The sequence below is a fragment of the Coprococcus sp. AF51-11b1 genome (assembly GCF_027682785.1).
Taxonomy (GTDB): Bacteria; Bacillota; Clostridia; order Lachnospirales; family Lachnospiraceae; genus Allocoprococcus; species Allocoprococcus comes.
On the sequence record NZ_JAQCZB010000004.1, the window covers coordinates 167488 to 184040 of the forward strand.

15 protein-coding genes and 7 tRNA genes are annotated in these 16553 nt (G+C 42.8%); 10 read left to right on the plus strand and 12 right to left on the minus strand.

What is annotated here, in order from left to right; all coding sequences use genetic code 11:
• Positions 1–64 precede the first annotated feature (64 nt).
• Positions 65–1285, plus strand: a complete 1221-nt coding sequence (locus PGY05_RS06200) for a 6-phosphofructokinase (RefSeq protein WP_117557208.1) — start codon at positions 65–67, stop codon at positions 1283–1285.
• 250 nt (positions 1286–1535) lie between these two features.
• Here the strand turns inward: PGY05_RS06200 and PGY05_RS06205 are convergent, their stop codons facing one another.
• Positions 1536–3086: a hypothetical protein gene (locus tag PGY05_RS06205; protein WP_117834694.1), complete on the minus strand. Its 1551-nt coding sequence runs from the start codon at positions 3084–3086 to the stop codon at positions 1536–1538.
• Positions 3087–3354: 268 nt separating this feature from the next.
• The gene (locus PGY05_RS06210) at positions 3355–3558 is read right to left on the minus strand and encodes a hypothetical protein (protein WP_270475526.1); all 204 of its coding nucleotides are present in this window, start codon (positions 3556–3558) and stop codon (positions 3355–3357) included.
• Between the two features lie 100 nt (positions 3559–3658).
• Between PGY05_RS06210 and PGY05_RS06215 the strand changes: the two genes are divergently transcribed.
• Positions 3659–4159 (plus strand): DNA-deoxyinosine glycosylase, encoded by a 501-nt coding sequence (locus PGY05_RS06215; RefSeq protein ID WP_008369823.1) that lies wholly within the window; start codon positions 3659–3661, stop codon positions 4157–4159.
• A 147-nt stretch (positions 4160–4306) separates the two neighbouring features.
• A tRNA-Arg gene (locus PGY05_RS06220) sits at positions 4307–4380 on the plus strand.
• A 200-nt stretch (positions 4381–4580) separates the two neighbouring features.
• Here PGY05_RS06220 and PGY05_RS06225 read toward each other — a convergent pair.
• From PGY05_RS06225 to PGY05_RS06245, 5 genes are all read right to left on the minus strand, one after another.
• Complete coding sequence (locus PGY05_RS06225) at positions 4581–4871, minus strand: DUF2325 domain-containing protein (RefSeq protein WP_008369822.1); 291 nt, start codon at positions 4869–4871, stop codon at positions 4581–4583.
• A 198-nt stretch (positions 4872–5069) separates the two neighbouring features.
• On the minus strand, positions 5070–5501 hold the full coding sequence (locus PGY05_RS06230; RefSeq protein WP_008369820.1) for a flavodoxin: 432 nt from the start codon (positions 5499–5501) through the stop codon (positions 5070–5072).
• Between the two features lie 53 nt (positions 5502–5554).
• The gene (locus tag PGY05_RS06235; RefSeq protein ID WP_055247610.1) at positions 5555–6154 is read right to left on the minus strand and encodes a DUF3793 family protein; all 600 of its coding nucleotides are present in this window, start codon (positions 6152–6154) and stop codon (positions 5555–5557) included.
• Between the two features lie 252 nt (positions 6155–6406).
• The gene (locus PGY05_RS06240) at positions 6407–7438 is read right to left on the minus strand and encodes a 3-deoxy-7-phosphoheptulonate synthase (protein WP_055156021.1); all 1032 of its coding nucleotides are present in this window, start codon (positions 7436–7438) and stop codon (positions 6407–6409) included.
• 26 nt (positions 7439–7464) lie between these two features.
• Positions 7465–8490: an alpha-hydroxy-acid oxidizing protein gene (locus PGY05_RS06245; protein ID WP_270475527.1), complete on the minus strand. Its 1026-nt coding sequence runs from the start codon at positions 8488–8490 to the stop codon at positions 7465–7467.
• Positions 8491–8669: 179 nt separating this feature from the next.
• Here PGY05_RS06245 and PGY05_RS06250 point away from each other — a divergent pair, with 179 nt between their 5' ends.
• Entirely contained in the window at positions 8670–9764 is a 1095-nt protein-coding gene (locus PGY05_RS06250; RefSeq protein ID WP_270475528.1) for a DUF4352 domain-containing protein, read from the plus strand.
• 115 nt (positions 9765–9879) lie between these two features.
• Here the strand turns inward: PGY05_RS06250 and PGY05_RS06255 are convergent, their stop codons facing one another.
• From PGY05_RS06255 to PGY05_RS06275, 5 genes are all read right to left on the minus strand, one after another.
• Positions 9880–12453, minus strand: a complete 2574-nt coding sequence (locus PGY05_RS06255) for a YfhO family protein (RefSeq protein ID WP_270475529.1) — start codon at positions 12451–12453, stop codon at positions 9880–9882.
• Positions 12440–13396: a glycosyltransferase family 2 protein gene (locus PGY05_RS06260; RefSeq protein WP_055156017.1), complete on the minus strand. Its 957-nt coding sequence runs from the start codon at positions 13394–13396 to the stop codon at positions 12440–12442. Before PGY05_RS06260 ends, PGY05_RS06255 begins: the two co-directional genes overlap by 14 nt.
• 158 nt (positions 13397–13554) lie before the next feature.
• Positions 13555–13728 carry a hypothetical protein gene (locus PGY05_RS06265; protein ID WP_055247602.1) on the minus strand — a complete coding sequence of 58 codons (174 nt, stop codon included), beginning with the start codon at positions 13726–13728 and terminating at the stop codon, positions 13555–13557.
• 27 nt (positions 13729–13755) lie between these two features.
• Positions 13756–15102, minus strand: a complete 1347-nt coding sequence (locus PGY05_RS06270; protein WP_270475530.1) for an FtsW/RodA/SpoVE family cell cycle protein — start codon at positions 15100–15102, stop codon at positions 13756–13758.
• Positions 15089–15430, minus strand: coding sequence for a PadR family transcriptional regulator (locus PGY05_RS06275; RefSeq protein WP_055156014.1), 342 nt, complete (start codon positions 15428–15430; stop codon positions 15089–15091). Before PGY05_RS06275 ends, PGY05_RS06270 begins: the two co-directional genes overlap by 14 nt.
• A gap of 504 nt (positions 15431–15934) precedes the next feature.
• Between PGY05_RS06275 and PGY05_RS06280 the strand changes: the two genes are divergently transcribed.
• The 6 genes from PGY05_RS06280 to PGY05_RS06305 all read left to right on the plus strand — a co-directional run bounded on the left by PGY05_RS06280 (position 15935) and on the right by PGY05_RS06305 (position 16517).
• Positions 15935–16006: transfer RNA gene (locus PGY05_RS06280), tRNA-Glu, on the plus strand.
• A gap of 35 nt (positions 16007–16041) precedes the next feature.
• Positions 16042–16114: transfer RNA gene (locus PGY05_RS06285), tRNA-Thr, on the plus strand.
• Between the two features lie 28 nt (positions 16115–16142).
• Positions 16143–16216, plus strand: a tRNA-Ile gene (locus PGY05_RS06290).
• A gap of 20 nt (positions 16217–16236) precedes the next feature.
• Positions 16237–16310: transfer RNA gene (locus PGY05_RS06295), tRNA-Asp, on the plus strand.
• Positions 16311–16332: 22 nt separating this feature from the next.
• Positions 16333–16405 (plus strand) — tRNA-Val (locus PGY05_RS06300).
• A 26-nt stretch (positions 16406–16431) separates the two neighbouring features.
• A tRNA-Leu gene (locus tag PGY05_RS06305) sits at positions 16432–16517 on the plus strand.
• The last annotated feature ends 36 nt before the right edge of the window (positions 16518–16553 follow it).

The following is a 16553-nucleotide window of genomic DNA, read 5'->3' on the forward strand; positions in this document are numbered from 1 at the left end:
TTCACATTTTTCGGCTATAGTTAAAGCTATATGATTACTATGAATAAAGAGGAGGATTTCAACTATGAATCACAATTTACTGGTCGGACAATCAGGTGGTCCTACTGCTGTAATCAACGGAAGTCTCTATGGTGTTGTCTCAGAAGGTCTGGCAAATCCGGAGATTGATAATGTCATCGGTATGGTCAACGGTATCGAAGGTTTTCTTGCCGATCACACAATAGACATGGCACCTTTAAAAGAAAATGGTGAACTGGAACGTATCCGCACCACACCGGGTTCATATCTTGGTTCCTGCCGTTATAAATTACCGGAAGATCTTTCCGATCCGGTTTATCCTGAACTTTTCCAGAAATTTACCGAAAAAGAAATCAGCTATTTCTTCTATATTGGCGGAAATGATTCTATGGATACCGTAAGTAAATTATCCCGCTACGCAGCAACAGTCGGAAGTAATATCCGCATCATCGGAGTTCCGAAAACCATCGACAACGATCTGGTTCTGACCGATCATACCCCGGGCTACGGAAGTGCTGCCAAATATGTTGCTTCTACAGTACGCGAAATTGCAATTGATGCCTCTGTCTATGATAATAAACCATCTGTCACCATCGTCGAGATCATGGGACGCCATGCCGGATGGCTGACCGCCGCAAGCGTTCTTGCCCGCAAATTTAAAGGCGATAATCCGGTTCTTATTTATCTTCCGGAAGTTGCTTTCTCCCCGGATGCATTTATCGAAAAGGTAAAAGAAAAGCTTACTAAAACTTCTAATCTCGTTGTCTGCATTTCCGAAGGAATCAACGATGGTAACGGAACCTTTGTCTGCGAGCTTGCAAGTGATGTCGGCACAGATACTTTCGGTCATAAAATGCTAACCGGCTCCGGAAAGTATCTTGAAAATCTTGTAAAAGAAAAACTTGGTATCAAAGTACGCTCTGTGGAGCTCAATGTCTGCCAGAGATGCTCTTCCTCCTGTTTATCTGCCACAGATCTGGACGAAGCCGCTGCTTCCGGCCGTTTTGCTGTAAGTGCCGCTTTAGATGGTGAAACAGGAAAGATGATCAATTTTATCCGTAAGAGTGATGACCCATACATCCTTGAATTCGGAACTGCAGACGTGAACGAAATCTGTAATAAAGAAAAAGCTGTTCCTGAAGAATGGATCACAAAAGACGGTTCCGACATCGGAGATGAATTCATCGCTTATGCCCGCCCACTGATCCAGGGAAGTGTAGAAGTACCTATGAAAGATGGGCTTCCATACTTCGCATTCCGCAAATAGTCTTGTTCACAATTTGTTCATTTATCTTTCAAAAAACCTTCATTTGTTAAACACTCTTTCTTCACAAGTGTTTTATATACTAGAATCATCAAATGAAGAACATAAAAGATAAAAGATTTCAAACAAATCATTTAATAAGACGTGCAGAAGTTAATAATAGAATAACTTTTTCATAATACATGCCGGGGGCTTTTAAGTCACCCGGCATCCTCCCTTTTATGGGACTTTTTCAAAAATTTCTTTCAGCGTTTTATTCTCCAACCCGGATATTTTCTCCATCGATCACAATTTTATATTTTCCCTGAAGCTGTTTAAACGCTTCTGATTCTGCAAGCTCAGGAACTGCCTGGATTGCCTTTTTTACTGCTTCTGCACATAATTCTCTTTCCATTTCCGGATTCTCACAATAACGCTCCAGATAGTTCATCCACAACCTTTCTGAATCCGGTAATACTTCAACCGCCTCTCTGCTGATCTCCCACACTTTCTCATATTCCTGCGCTTCTTCATAAATCAACTGCAGCTTTTCATAAATCTCTTCTAATTCTTCTTCATTCGATTCTAATTTTCTGATCTGTTCATATTGTTCAGCTGCTTTTAAATTCTCACCAAGTTTAAAATAGCTTTCTGCAAGATATTTTCTGACCTCACACTCCTTTTCTCCATTTGTATCCCACCGGTACCACGCCTGTCTTCTAATCATCTCCTCACCAATTCTCTTTGTCAGCCTGTGCCATTTTTCACTCTCTTCCAGAACACTTACCTTCAATAGCGGGTATTGGTACAAATACACTTTCATCTGTATTTTTTCTGCACGTTTCTCCAATTCATCTAATATTTTTTTTACTGCATCTTCTGCGTTTAATCCATCCTCCTGCTGTATACTCCCTTCTTCCAGACTCGCTATGACTACCCGATATGCATCGGAAAACTCTGTCTCCTGCATTTCCTTATCGAGACTATCCAGGCTGTTCACATAATCTTCCCACGCTACATAATAAATAAGTCCCATTTCCAGATAAGGACTGTCCCCATTTTGTTCCACAACCTCTTTTGTCTCCTTTTTCTCCTTTACTCCTTCCTGAACTCCCGCCTCTGGCTGATCCTGATCCGCTGCAATCGCTTTTGTTTCCGGCTTTTTCACTGTCCCTCCGATGATTGCTGCACTCATGATACAAACCGCCAGAATTGCAAGCAAAATCTTTTTTGCCGAAACATTATCCCTCGGTCTTTCCATTTCCCTTTCCAGAAAACCAATTTCTTTTTGCATATTTTTCAATACTTTTATGGCATTTTTCCCACTGCTATAACACTTTCCAAGCATTCTTTTCCAGACTCGCTCTTCTTTCCGTGTAAATGCCTTTGGATCCAGACATTTTTCTGCTGTAAATTCCATTATCTTTGCCAGACCATACAGATCATCCGACCGTTCTGTCTTCTGCGAAAGAACCCTTTCTTTCCTTACAAAAAGCATACGAAGCTTTTTCTTCTTCATCTGCTTTAAAAGTTCCTCGTTTTCCGGTTCATTGATATCCAGAAGACAAAGCATTCCGTCTCCGGTTATGATCACTGCATATGGGTTCACATATCCATACGCCGCATCCTCATTTCCACAACGATAATACTGTTCCAGCTGTTTTGAAAGCTGTCTGATCCATTCAAATACTGTTTCTTTTTCCACCCGGATCCCCTGTTTGATATACTCCATCAAAGAACAGCCTTTTGCATAGTCATTTACCATATAACTCCAGCCATTCTGATCCACAAAACGGAGTACCGCATAGTCTCTTCTTTCTTCCATCCTGTTCCTCCCTGTGTCTGTTCATTCATATTAACTTGTCCTGAAAATGCCACATCGAATCATGTGTCTGATATCATATACTTTTCTTGTGATCTGTTTCAAAGCAGAGAATGTCACCCGGCGTATCTTCAGAGTATTTCATTATACCGGATGCAATTTCCTATAAAATAAAATTAGAATCGAATTAGAGTGACTTCACTATACACTGACATCTGCCACTTTACAAGCAGAACTTTTTTCAATAATTCACAAACTTTTTGTTCCAAAATCAGTCACTGATCTTTTTATTTTCTATAATCCTCTGACAGTCACAAGGATTCCCTGTCTTGTGCATTCTGCCAGACTGGTTACTGTTCACAGTACCTGTGACCAGCAACGCATCTCGCCATTTTAAATCGCCTTTGGCGATGGGCGAGATGCCATTCAAGATAAAACGTGCATCCTCCGTGCCAATCAGCGTAGTGATTGACACGGGAGTGAACAGGAACCCGGACTGTACTTTTTCCTACTTGATTTTCACTCCCGTATCGCTTATCCTTTTATTGAATATATTTATGAAAGAAGGCATACCTATGGCTCAATCTTCACATGTACTTCACGAAATCCATCCTGTATTTAACACAGACTCCCGCATTCTGATCCTTGGGAGCTTCCCTTCTGTAAAATCACGGGAAAGTCAGTTTTTCTACGGGCATCCAAGAAACCGTTTCTGGGATCTTCTTGCCACACTTACAGGTGAACCTCTTCCTGCCGGCATAGAAGAGAAAAAATCACTGCTCCTTGCACACCACATTGCCGTCTGGGATGTGATCGCCTCTTGTGATATCGAAGGCTCCAGTGACAGCAGTATCCACAATGTCGTTCCCAATGACCTTTCAGAGATTCTTCAGACGGCATCCATCCGACAAATTTTCACCAACGGTGGCACTGCATACCGCTTATATAAAAAATACTGTTTTCCACAAACTCAGCAAAAAGCAATCTGTCTGCCATCCACAAGTCCGGCAAATGCAGCCTGGTCAAAGAAACGCCTGCTTACCAAATGGAATCAGATCTGTCCTTATCTCGAATAAGAACCAGCAAACCGGCTTTCATCGCCCCGTTCAAAAATGAGGTCAAGATTTTTTGAACTTTTTTCATTTTAACACTTGACATATTGTTTTTTCTGATGTATACTTGATTTTGTTGTTGAGCAACACAGTTCAACACACGATATAAATGTGCGTTTAGCTCAGCTGGATAGAGCGTTTGGCTACGGACCAAAAGGTCGGGGGTTCGAATCCTCTAACGCACGCTGTAAGAGGTCTTTCGTGAGAAAGACCTCTTTTTTATATTTGCCCAGCTTGGCACATATAAAAAGTGCCCAGATAATTTTCATACCAGGACACATTCATTTCATTTCTTTTCGCTTTTCCACTCTGCATTCTATCCAAGTGCCACATCCAACGTCGTTCCAATAAAAGGGATCATGATCCCGGTAAATAAATTCATGCTTTAAACTGCTGCTCCTGCTTCCTGTGTTAAAATTTCTGTCAGAGCCGCACCACTGCTTGTATGACTGCGAACCACCTTCGCATTGCTTCTTTTTGCCTCATCAAGCGCGGTTTTTACCATCTTGTGCGATACTGTATTTGTAAAAAGTACAAACAGGTCAGGCTGTCCAAGCTGCTTATTCAGATCGGCAGACATATGCGTAAATACTTTAGCTTTACATTTAAACTGTTTGCATATTTTTTTATACTGACAGACCATTCTGTCATGACCTCCTACAATTACAACGCTCATTCTTATCCATCTCCTTAATTCATTCTAATAACGATTGTGATTTTTTTGTATGCCGCCCCGCAGAAACGGAGCGGCTCTTTTTTGATGATTATTTAGCTTTTAATTTTTGATTTTTATTTGTTTTTGATTCGATTATAATTTTATTTGATTATTTAGCTTTTTCGGTTTTCTGTTTTATTTAAAAGGTGTTCGTATCTCTTATAAGCCAGCCACCTCCCTGCCGAGTGACTCACACTCATCTATTGCATCTGCTCCCGGTGTTCCGTGGCAGATAAGTCCTTCTCCGCCGACGATCTGTGCGCCAGCCTGTTCCATTCTTTCAGCCCATGTACGCATCCATTCGCCGTCTCCCCAGTCATAGGATCCAAACAGGGCAACCTTTTTTCCTGATGCAAATCCTTCCAGTTCAGATACAAACGGTTCTACCGTTCCGTCTTCCAGTTCTTCAGCTCCCATTGCAGGGCATCCAAGTACCCAGACAGCCTGATCTTTTAAATCAGCAGGCGAAATAGTTTCCATCGGTACTACATCAGCACTTTTCCCTGCTGCTGTAATTCCTGCTCCAATTGCCTGTGCCATTGCTTCTGTATTTCCTGTTCCGCTCCAATATGCTACACAAATATCACTCATTTTTAAATTCTTCCTTTCTTTTTTCTTTCTATCATCTACCAGGTTTTATTCCTTTATGCAGGCTGTATGTCAAATGGCTGTCTCACGCTTCTTGCTGCATGCCACAGATCCTTCCCTGCCTGCATTTCCCTGATAAATTCCTCTTTTACAACGTTGTAGATAGAAAACATTTTCTTGCGTTCTTCTACGTTCTCATACACTTTCCAGTATCCCTGATAAAGGAAATCTTTTCCGTTGTGCTCAATAAACCCTTTCACATCTGCAAGTGGATATCCGAGGAAAATTCCAAGTTCATGTGGAAATTCTGCACTTCCATGCTGATATCCTTCAAATCTCAGATTCATGATCTGAAGCATCTGTGGAAACTCAAATCCCCGATAACCAAGTGTATCAAGAAATTCGCTGTATTCTTTTTTTCCAAGGATTTCAAGAATCTCTTCTTCTCTGTAGATCAGCCATACTTTTCGGACTCCGCTGTCGCAAAGCATGCTGTATGAAATTCCCATCTCTTTCAGACTTTCCGCAACTTCCTTTTCACTTACATTTTTCAAGGTCAGAATATTGGATGGCTTTACACCGGTCAATACCGGAGCACACTGCCATGCAATTTCCATCTGAGCAGATGTCTGTACATCTTTCTGCATCCAGTTCATGTTGTTTTCCTCTTGTATGAGTTTGTTTAAATTTATTTTGGTTAGCTTTTTCTAACTATTTATAGTCTACTATATTAGTGGGATTTTGTCTATAGGAATTTTTGAGAAGTTTTCTCACTAACCCGTAATTTATGTTTTTACAACATACATTCTATCTGCCCTGGAAATATATCTTACTGTAATTTTGTAATCATTTCTGCAAAAAAAAAGTGTATCAAAGTTTTTCAACCTTGATACACTGTATTTTTACAATTAACAGTCTTCCGCAATCTTATCAATCAGTCTCACTGTATCTTCCCATCCAATACACGGATCCGTAATCGATTTACCGTATACCATATTTCCGCCGATATCCTGTCTTCCTTCTACCAAGTAGCTTTCTACCATTACACCTTTGATCAGTTTTTTCAGCTTTGAATCATAATTTCTTGTGTGCAGCACTTCGCTTACGATTCTGAGCTGTTCTTTGTACTGCTTGTTAGAATTGGAATGATTGGCATCAATGATCGCTGCAGGATTCTTCAAATTCTTCTGCTCATACATATCCAGAAGTCTCTTGCAATCCTCATAATGGTAGTTTGGAATCGTTGTGCCATATTTATCCACGCCGCCCCGCAGGATCACATGTGCCAGATCATTCCCACCTGTCGTCACATCTTGCCCACGATAAATGAAGCGGTGCGGTCCCTGTGCTGCAACAACAGAATTGAGCATTACCGATAAATCTCCACTTGTCGGATTCTTCATCCCAATCGGGATATCCATTCCGCTCGCAGTCAAACGGTGCTGCTGGTTCTCAACCGAACGCGCACCAATCGCTTCATAAGAAAGAATATCATCCAGATAACTTCTGTTCTCCGGATAAAGCATCTCATCTGCTGCTGTCAGATAAGTCTCCTGCATGGCTCTGATATGCATTTTACGGATTGCAATGATTCCGGCAAGCAGATCCGGTGCCTGCTCCGGATCCGGCTGATGCAGCATTCCCTTGTATCCCTCTCCGGTTGTACGTGGCTTGTTCGTGTAGATTCTTGGAATGATCATCAGCTTATCCGATACTCTGTCATTTAACTTTGCAAGCCTGTTCACGTACTCACATACCGAATCTTCATTGTCCGCCGAACATGGTCCGATGATCACCACGAATTTGTCTGATTTCCCTGTAAAAATATCACGGATCTCCTCATCCCGCTTCGCCTTGATAGCTTTTAATTTATCCGATAACGGATATTCGTTTTTCAGGTCTGCCGGTAATGGCAGCTCTGCGTTCACTCTCATTCCCATTGTATTATCCTCCTGCATGTATTTTTCTAGTCCTGATAATATCTTACCATATCTCTTGTAATTTCTGAAACAGAATGTGCACCGCACATCTGCATGGCATCTTTGAGTTCTGCTCCCAGCTTATCAATGTAAAGCTTCACACCTTCTTCTCCACCGCCATAGACCGCTACAACGAACGGCCGGCAGATCAGTACACCATCAGCACCAAGTGCAAGTGCCTTGAAAATGTCTGTACCGGAGCGAATCCCTCCGTCAACCAGAATCTTCATAGAACCGTTCACTTCTTTTACAATCTCTTCCAGCACTTCTGCAGTTGCCGGACACTGATCCAGCACTCTTCCTCCGTGATTAGATACGATGATCGCATCGGCACCTGCTTCTTTTGCTTTTCTCGCGCCTTTCGCTGTCATCACGCCTTTGACGATAAATGGTCTTCCAGCCATCTTCACAATCTCGGAAAGCTCCTGTACATTCTTGCTTCCTGCCGGCGGATTCATATTTTTCAGAAACGGAAGTCCTGCCGCATCAATATCCATCGCTACCGCAAATGCTCCTGACTTCTTCACCAGTTCCATCTTCTCCCGGACAGTATCCAGATTCCAAGGCTTTACTGTAGGTATCCCGCATCCATCATTTTCACGGATTGCCTCCGTTGCAGCCTCCATTACCTTTGCATTCACTCCATCTCCGGTAAATGCGGCGATTCCGGCATCTGCACAGGCTGATACCAGTACATTATTATAAGAAACATCATCATACCTGTCACTGTAGTGCAGATTCACGGCTCCAACCGGTCCTGCAAAGAACGGCATCTTAAATTCCTTTCCAAATAAATTCACAGAAGTGTCTGTCTCTCCGCCATCACAGATCGTATCCATGTTCACGCGGATCTCCTGCCACTTTTTATAATTTCTGATCGCAGTATCACCAACACCTTTTGCGCCCGGTCCCGGTATCTGGTTTTTACATGCTCTTCCATCACAAACCGGACAGGCTTTGCAGTAAATCCCCATAGATAATTTTGCGTTTTCCATCATTTCCTGATATGTCATATCATTCCCTGCTTTCTTTTGTTTTCCTGTATCTGACAGCTTCGACTTTCTGCCACGTTACTTAGTCAGTATGATATCACTTTTCTGTCTGTTCGACAAGAATACCTCCTTGTTTTTGACAGGATTTTCCCCTATAATAAAAACAGAACACTTGAATCATAAAGGAGACTTAACTTAGAATGAAATGCCCTGTATGCGGTCACAAAGTCCGCCCCAGCAAAAAATATCCCGGCAAATATCTCTGTGATACCTGCCGTAAAAGATTTCCGGCATCCGCTGTGATTCCGGATGATACAGATACCCGAAATGCCAGATCTTCTGCCCATAAGCATGGATCTGTTTCCAGAAAAAAGCGCCCGGCTGCCAGACAGCAGGCTTTTTTCGACGATCCCCTGAACGGACCGGAGATCTACCACAGCACAGCTGCTGCCATACGCAGCATGCGTAAAAATGTTCCGGAAGCAGAAGAAGCAGAAGCTCAGAAGAAAACCACTGAAAAAAAAGAGACTGAAAAAGTTTCTACAGACAAACCCTTTTCCGGAAATGAATCCTCCGTACAGGAGCATGCTCCAGTTCCAGAACCAGTTATCAGCTCCGGTCAGGAAGATGAACCTGCTGCCAAACCAACGCCAGTTTCCAAAAACGATACTGCAGGCACAAAGTCCGATGTATCTTCTGATGATGTAACTTCACCAGACCAGCTAACAAACCCCAAAAAGAAACACAAAAAAAGTCTGCCGTTTATCATCTTGATTCTCATCCTGATCATTATTGCGGTTATATTCCTTTTTCCCAAAATGCACACTTCTTCTGACAATTCTTCCGGCACTTCAACACCGAAGAAGACAGCTGATGCCACCAAAGAGATCTATAAGCAAAATGAGACCGCCGCATACAATGGCATTGAGATCACGATGGACAGCTACGTAGAATCCGAAGGAGATGACTGGTCTGTCCCGACAGAAGGCAATGAATTTATGTTTGTCCATATGACAATTGTCAATCAGACATCTGATGATCTGGTCATCAGCAGTATGGCAAGCTTTGAAAATTATTGTGACGATACCAAACTTGACTACAGTGCAGCTGCATTTACTGCTCTTGCAACCACAAGCGACCAGCCAAAGCTCGATGGAACGATCGCTCCCGGCGAAACCCTGGAAGGATATCTTTCTCTGGAAGTCCCACTGAACTGGTCTACCATCGAAATCCGATATACCGATAAGATCTGGTCTGATGATGCCGTTCATTTTCAGATCAAGCGTCAGGAGTAAACTACTACCTGCAGATACATGGATGGCAAAAGCAAGCTTCTTCGGAATTCTCTGTCAAATAAAAAAGGATGCAGCTCTAAGACTGTATCCTTTTTTATTTCAGAATCTTAAAAATTCACTCCGCGCATTTTTTCTTTCTTACTGCCCCTGCGATCACAATCAGAACGCCAAGACCTGTCAGTATCTTTCCTGCTGTCACTCCAGGCGCATGATACAAAATTCTGATTTTATGTTTTCCTGCTTCCAGATGAAATCCCAGAAACGCTTTATTCACTTTTTCACATTTCACCTTTACGCCATCTATCGTCATTTCAAACCCTTTATCAAACGGAATGGACGTAATGAACATTCCATCCTTCTGACTTTTGATTCTCCCCTGGATCAGATTCCCTTTCGTCTGCTCTTTATCCACCCTGAATACACTCTGATAAAGGCCGGTATCTTCATTTAATACGCCGTTATATGCACTCATATCTTTAATCGTATACTCTCCTTTTCCAAGAGATAAACGGACCGTTTTCTGCCCCTTTTCCAGTCCTACTGCATAGGTAAATACGGTATTTCTGTTATAATACACATGCTGGATTGACGAAAGTTTATTGCGCTCTCCTTCCAGGGATATTTCGATATCCTCTTTCGGTTTTTTATTCTCGATTCGAAACTGTACAAACAGAACTCCATCTTTCTCTTCCTGTTCCGGGACAGCCACTTCGAACTCCTGTTGCTTTTTCATTTTCACCTGATATCCGTTTTCAGTCGGGACAACCAGTGAAATCCCGTTATTCTTTTCCGGAATCCGAAAATCACATTTCTCTATATCTTCTGCCAGTTTTTCTTTCACCTGTCCTGCCGATACAGTTCCGTCCTTTGTCACAGCATATCTGGTAAATACCAGCTGATTATATGGGAAATCCAGTCTGTCATATTCCGCTTCCGACATCGTCTGATCCGTTTCATAGGCAATCGGTGCTGCATTTTCATTACAGTACACATCCCCGCCCCCGGTCATCCACTTTTTCTCATATCCCGGTACATTCTGACTGGAGATCAGATATTTCACTCCCATCAGCTGTCTGAATACCGGATTCTGTGAAACCGACTGCATCAGGAAATTTCGGTACGGCTGCTCTACCTGAAAATCATTTTTCCGAAAATTCTGGTAATCCGCATTATAGGAAGACGAATACAGGGACGTAATATATTGCTCACTGTTCCACACACGATTCAGATTTTCCGCATTTTCCTCTTCATTTCCAACCTGCTCGACCCGGTAGAATCCACTATCTGATATAATTACCTTGTCCACAGCTTTCCCGATGGACCGGCTGGTATCTTCCTCATACGCTTTCCTGCTCTCCAGATTTCCACTCTTTTCCCAGGAATAGCTTCCGGTAACAATAAGGCTCAGGATCACCGGTCCCAGAACGGCTACTGTCAGATACTTCCGAATCCATGCACTATACGCTTGTGCCACGCAGATCAACAGTGTTATGACCGCATCCAGCAAAAGTAGTTTCCAAAGGACTTCGCTTTTCACATCATCCTTCTTCAGATAAATATATATGATAATTGCCAGACATGGAAGAAGCATCCAGATTCTCGCTATTTTCTGATTTTTCAGCTTCTCCAGATATTTTGCCGTAAGATAGCACAGAAGCGGCAAAAACGGGATCAGCGACTTCGGTCTGATATAAAGTGCACCATTGAGCAGATACGAAAAAAACGGAACTGTCAGCACCACCAGACAACCAAGCGACAGGATCTTCTCATAAGCCTTTTTATAAAAAAGTCCGGTCAGCAAAATAATCAGCATCAGACAGCTAAGTCCCGGTCCATATGCCCCATACAGAAATTTTTCCAAATTGATCTGCGGTGTCAGAAGCTGCCAGATATCTGTTTTTTCTCCCTTGCTTCCGCTTCTCCCGAGAAGAGCCATCGCAGTCGGCACAAGAAGAACTCCTGCAAGCATGATTGCCGTCAGAATCCTTCCTGCAAACCGCAGTCCGTCACCTAGAAATCCTTTTACCGTAATCATCTCTTCTGCCCGCTCTTTTGTCCTTGCATACCGGTAAATTCCATATAGACCAAGCGCCAGTATTCCACCGATGCTGAAATAAAAGCTTGTCATGATCATCAGAAAGGTTCCGCCGATCAGCAGACCGGATTTTTTCTGTTCAAAATATCGGTCGATTCCGCAAAATGTCAGACAAAGAAATGGCATATAATTTACAAACATAATCTGATGCGACGACTGATAGATCATAGGTCCTGCGAAAAGAAACATCAGCGCTGTCATCCCGCTTACCGCAGCTGTAAATTCCCGACTTTTCAGCCACCGGTACAAAATTATAACCGCTGCTGCCAGACAGACAATACTTGCCACCATCATATAATCCGACATCTTCACATTCGGCAGAAGATAACCGATCAAAACGACCGGACTAAACAATCCATAATAAGAAAAATTGTAAATATTCTGACCACCGCCAATATTTAATGCAAACTCAGGAAAAAACTGCCCTGTACGATAAAACTGCTGTCGGAAATATTCCGGGAACACACTGTGCTGACTGCTCCAGTCCACCTTTGCCCCGAAAATATTTCCTGCACCTGTAGAGTACAGACAGGCGGCAACCGTAAGCAGGATCAGTGCCATTTCCCATAGCAGACCTTTTCTACGTTCTTTCATGCTTCTGCTCCTTATCATCGCTGGAATCCTTTAAAATAAAAATCGGACGTTTCTTCGTCTCAAGATAAGTCTTTGACAGATACTCCCCTACAATTCCGGTACAGAGAAGCTGTACTCCGCTGACCAGGAAAATAATACAGGCAAGTGACGGCCAGCCGGATACCGGATCTCCCCAGACCAGCGTCCTTACTACAATCACTGCGATCATAATAAAGGAAAGCACGCAGAACAGTACACCCACTACCGAAGCCAGTGAGAGCGGTGCCACTGAAAATCCGGTAATTCCCTCCACCGAATATTTAAACAGCTTCCACATGGACCACTTGGTTTTTCCGGCAGAGCGCTCAATATTATCGTACTGCAGCCATTTTGTACGGAATCCAACCCAGCCGAAGATTCCCTTTGAAAAACGATTATACTCGCTCATTTCCAGAACTGCCTGCACCATCTTCCGCTTCATCAGCCGGTAATCTCTCGCTCCATCTACAATCTCTGTCTTTGAAATAGCATTGACAAATTTGTAAAAGCTTTCTGACAGGAAAGAACGGATACGTGGCTCTCCGGTTCTTGTGACCCTTTTTGTCGCTACATTGTCGTATCCATCCTCTTGCAAGATCTCATACATCTCAGGTAATAGCGTCGGTGGATCCTGAAGATCTACATCCATAAGTGCAACATAATCGCCTTCCGATGCTTTCAATCCTGCATAAATCGCAGCTTCCTTTCCAAAGTTTCTGGAAAATGAAAGATATCTGCACCTGCTATCCTTTTCATTCAGGTCTTTCATGATACCAAGCGTCGCATCTGATGAACCATCATCTACAAAAATCAGTTCAAATACAACATCCTTCATCTCGTCCATTACACGGCACATTTCTTTATAATAAACAGGCAATGCCTCTTCTTCGTTATAACATGGTACTACTACCGAAATCTTATCCATATTCTTCACCTCGGAAGTAGAGTTTACTCTTTTTTTATTAAATATACACATCCATTTCCCTTAATATTTTCTGAAAAATTTCTAAACAGAAAATTACACTTTGAAAAAAGTGTGCTCCGGCACTTTCCAGTCCCAGGGCACACACATTTTCCATACCTTTATTCAACAATTGTATACTGAAGTAATTCATAATGAAGGCGGCTTCCTTCCCGGATCTCTTCCGGAAGAAGTGCTCTTGCTACCATCTTTGCCTCTTCCTCTGGCAGATTGGTCCGCTTCAGCATCGCATAATCTCCATCGATTCTCTCTACAATATAATCACAAACCAGCATCTTGTTCCTCCTCTTTTTTCTTCTATCTTAGCTCGCCACCGCTCTTTTTTCAACTACAAGCTCAGGAGTTACATTCTGATGCCGGTAAATACTCAGCAAAATTCCCATCAATACTGCTGAAACCATCTGACCACTTCGCCCATATCCGAAGAACAGACACCAGGCTCCCTGACCGAACCTGGATACCCCAATGTTCGCCAGCAGTGATAACAGAAACTGAATTGCCAGAACCATCACACAGCCAAATCCCATCATCATACCAAGCTGGTTCTTCTGCTTCAGCGCGCTTCTTAAAAACCAGCACAGCAAACCGGCAATTATTGCAATACAAAGAACCATCACAAGAATTCCACAATACCCCGCAATTCCAAGCATCATATAATCCGCGGAACTGATACGGTCCCCAGTCCAAAAGTCCTCTACTCCGGTGGCGCGTCCAACTGCCATACATTTCGACAGCAGTTCCCGTACTGCCCCAAGCGTTGTTCCTTCCATCATTTGTGACTTATTCACTGCAAACATCGCCAGGATACGGCTTTTTTGATATTCCGCACCAAAGAAGAAAAAATATGCCAGTATGCCAACCGGAACTCCAACAACACTGATACCTATTCCGGTCATCACCTTTGTAACCGCAACCTGATACCATCCCTTTTCCAGTGCCAGCATCAGCATAAAGACACAGGAAAGTCCAACCGTCCCTGCCATCACAAGATCCGGACAGGTGATCAGGATCCCTGCGATAAGCAGCATCCAGACTATGGCTTTAAGAACAGCACCATATCCTTCTCCCCGGTACCGATACAACACTGCACCATACAATGGAAGAAACAGCCAGCTCATCAGCGAAAAACTTACAATGAAGCCGCCGACTCCAATCCATCTTACTGCACCGTTAATCTGAAGGGCAAAAAAATGTCTCATCAGAACCATAAACAACAGATAACTGCCTGCCAAAAGCCTTGCGTGCTTCCCGATCCAGCTGTAATCCATATAACACACCAGGATCATAACCGAAAATGCCATCGCAAGCCGGAATATCTGCCGAATTCCTGCGATATATCCATAACTTTCATTCTGTTTCAAAAAGAAAGCTGCAAACATTCCACTTAAAATCTGCATCAGAGCGATTACAAAAATTGCTTTCCATGGCATCTTCGGTCTGTGGATCTGATCCATCTCCACTCCGACTTCCACCGGGTCACCCATCTCCTCCACAGCTGCCTTCTCAGCTTCTTCTTCCTTCATCCCTTCTGCCATAAAAACCTGCTTTTGATCTTCAATATGATCTTCTACTTCCTTTGCAATAACCGGACACATTTTCTTGCAGCGGATCTGACCGGTCATCAATTCCAGATAATCACGCCGTTCCAAAACACACACCTCCGATCACCTGTAAAATAGCCTCCGAATACTCTTTCCACTCTTTCTTTTTTGCCTGATACTGCTTTTTCCCATCTCTGGTAATCCGGTAATACTTCCTCATCTTTCCGCCGGTCTCCTGCTCATATACGGTAAGCCATCCCTTTTCTTCCATAGAATGCAGTAGCGGATATAAGGTTCCCGCTTTTAGTTCAAATACATTGTTTGACTTTCCTTTCAACGTATCGATCATCTCATATCCATACATATCCTTCTCTTCCAGAAGGCTTAAGATCAAAAGAGTCGTACTCCCTGATATCAGACTTTTATCAACTGCCATTTCTTTCTCCCTCCTTATATCGATTATCTATATACTTTGTACCTTCATATTATATCGATAATCTATATATGTCAACTGTTTTGCTGAAATTTATCTCTTCTTCAGAAGTTTTTAAGATATTTCAGGATTTCTTTATCTGCCCGTCACATTCTTTCCATAATTTCCCATTATACTAAATGCATAAAGTTAAGGGACGCCGGTAATCCTATATGATATAAACTCTGTAAGATTATCAGGATGTCCGCCTAAAAAATCAGGCATATGTCTTTGACCTATACCTTTTATATATATCTTCTCTCTACTCTGCCGATACAGTTTTGTATCGGCTCTTTTTTCATCTTATGAATTTTCATCTTTCCGACACAGATATTCCTCATTTTCTCCTTAAGCTAAAAATTTAGCCGAAAAATTTTATTTTTTTCAAAAAAACACTTGTCAAAATCATATAGTTATGCTATTATAATTTTCGGTCACTGTTATAAAACAGTTCACCAAAATAGTTTTGGCTCCGTGGTCAAGCGGTTAAGACATCGCCCTTTCACGGCGGTAACACGGGTTCGATTCCCGTCGGAGTCACTTGGTTTAAGCCAATTGTATATACACAGCAATATGCCGATGTGGCTCAATTGGCAGAGCAGCTGATTTGTAATCAGCAGGTTATCGGTTCGAGTCCGATCATCGGCTTTTGTCCTTAGTGGGACGTATTTAATTTGGACCTTTAGCTCAGCTGGTTAGAGCAATCGGCTCATAACCGATCGGTCCCGGGTTCGAGTCCCTGAAGGTCCACTTTTTTAACAATTTCATATGGCCCGATGGCTCAGTTGGTTAGAGCGCCGCCCTGTCACGGCGGAGGTCGTGGGTTCGAGTCCCATTCGGGTCGCTTAACTGATTATTCAGTTTTCGGGATCATAGCTCAGCTGGGAGAGCATCTGCCTTACAAGCAGAGGGTCATAGGTTCGAGCCCTATTGGTCCCATTTTCATTATAATTTCATAATGATATGCCGCAGTGGCGGAACTGGCAGACGCCCGGGACTTAAAATCCCGTGGGTAGTGATACCCGTACCGGTTCGATTCCGGTCTGCGGCATTAGTAAAAAGTAGGAGAAACGTTGAATTTACAGCG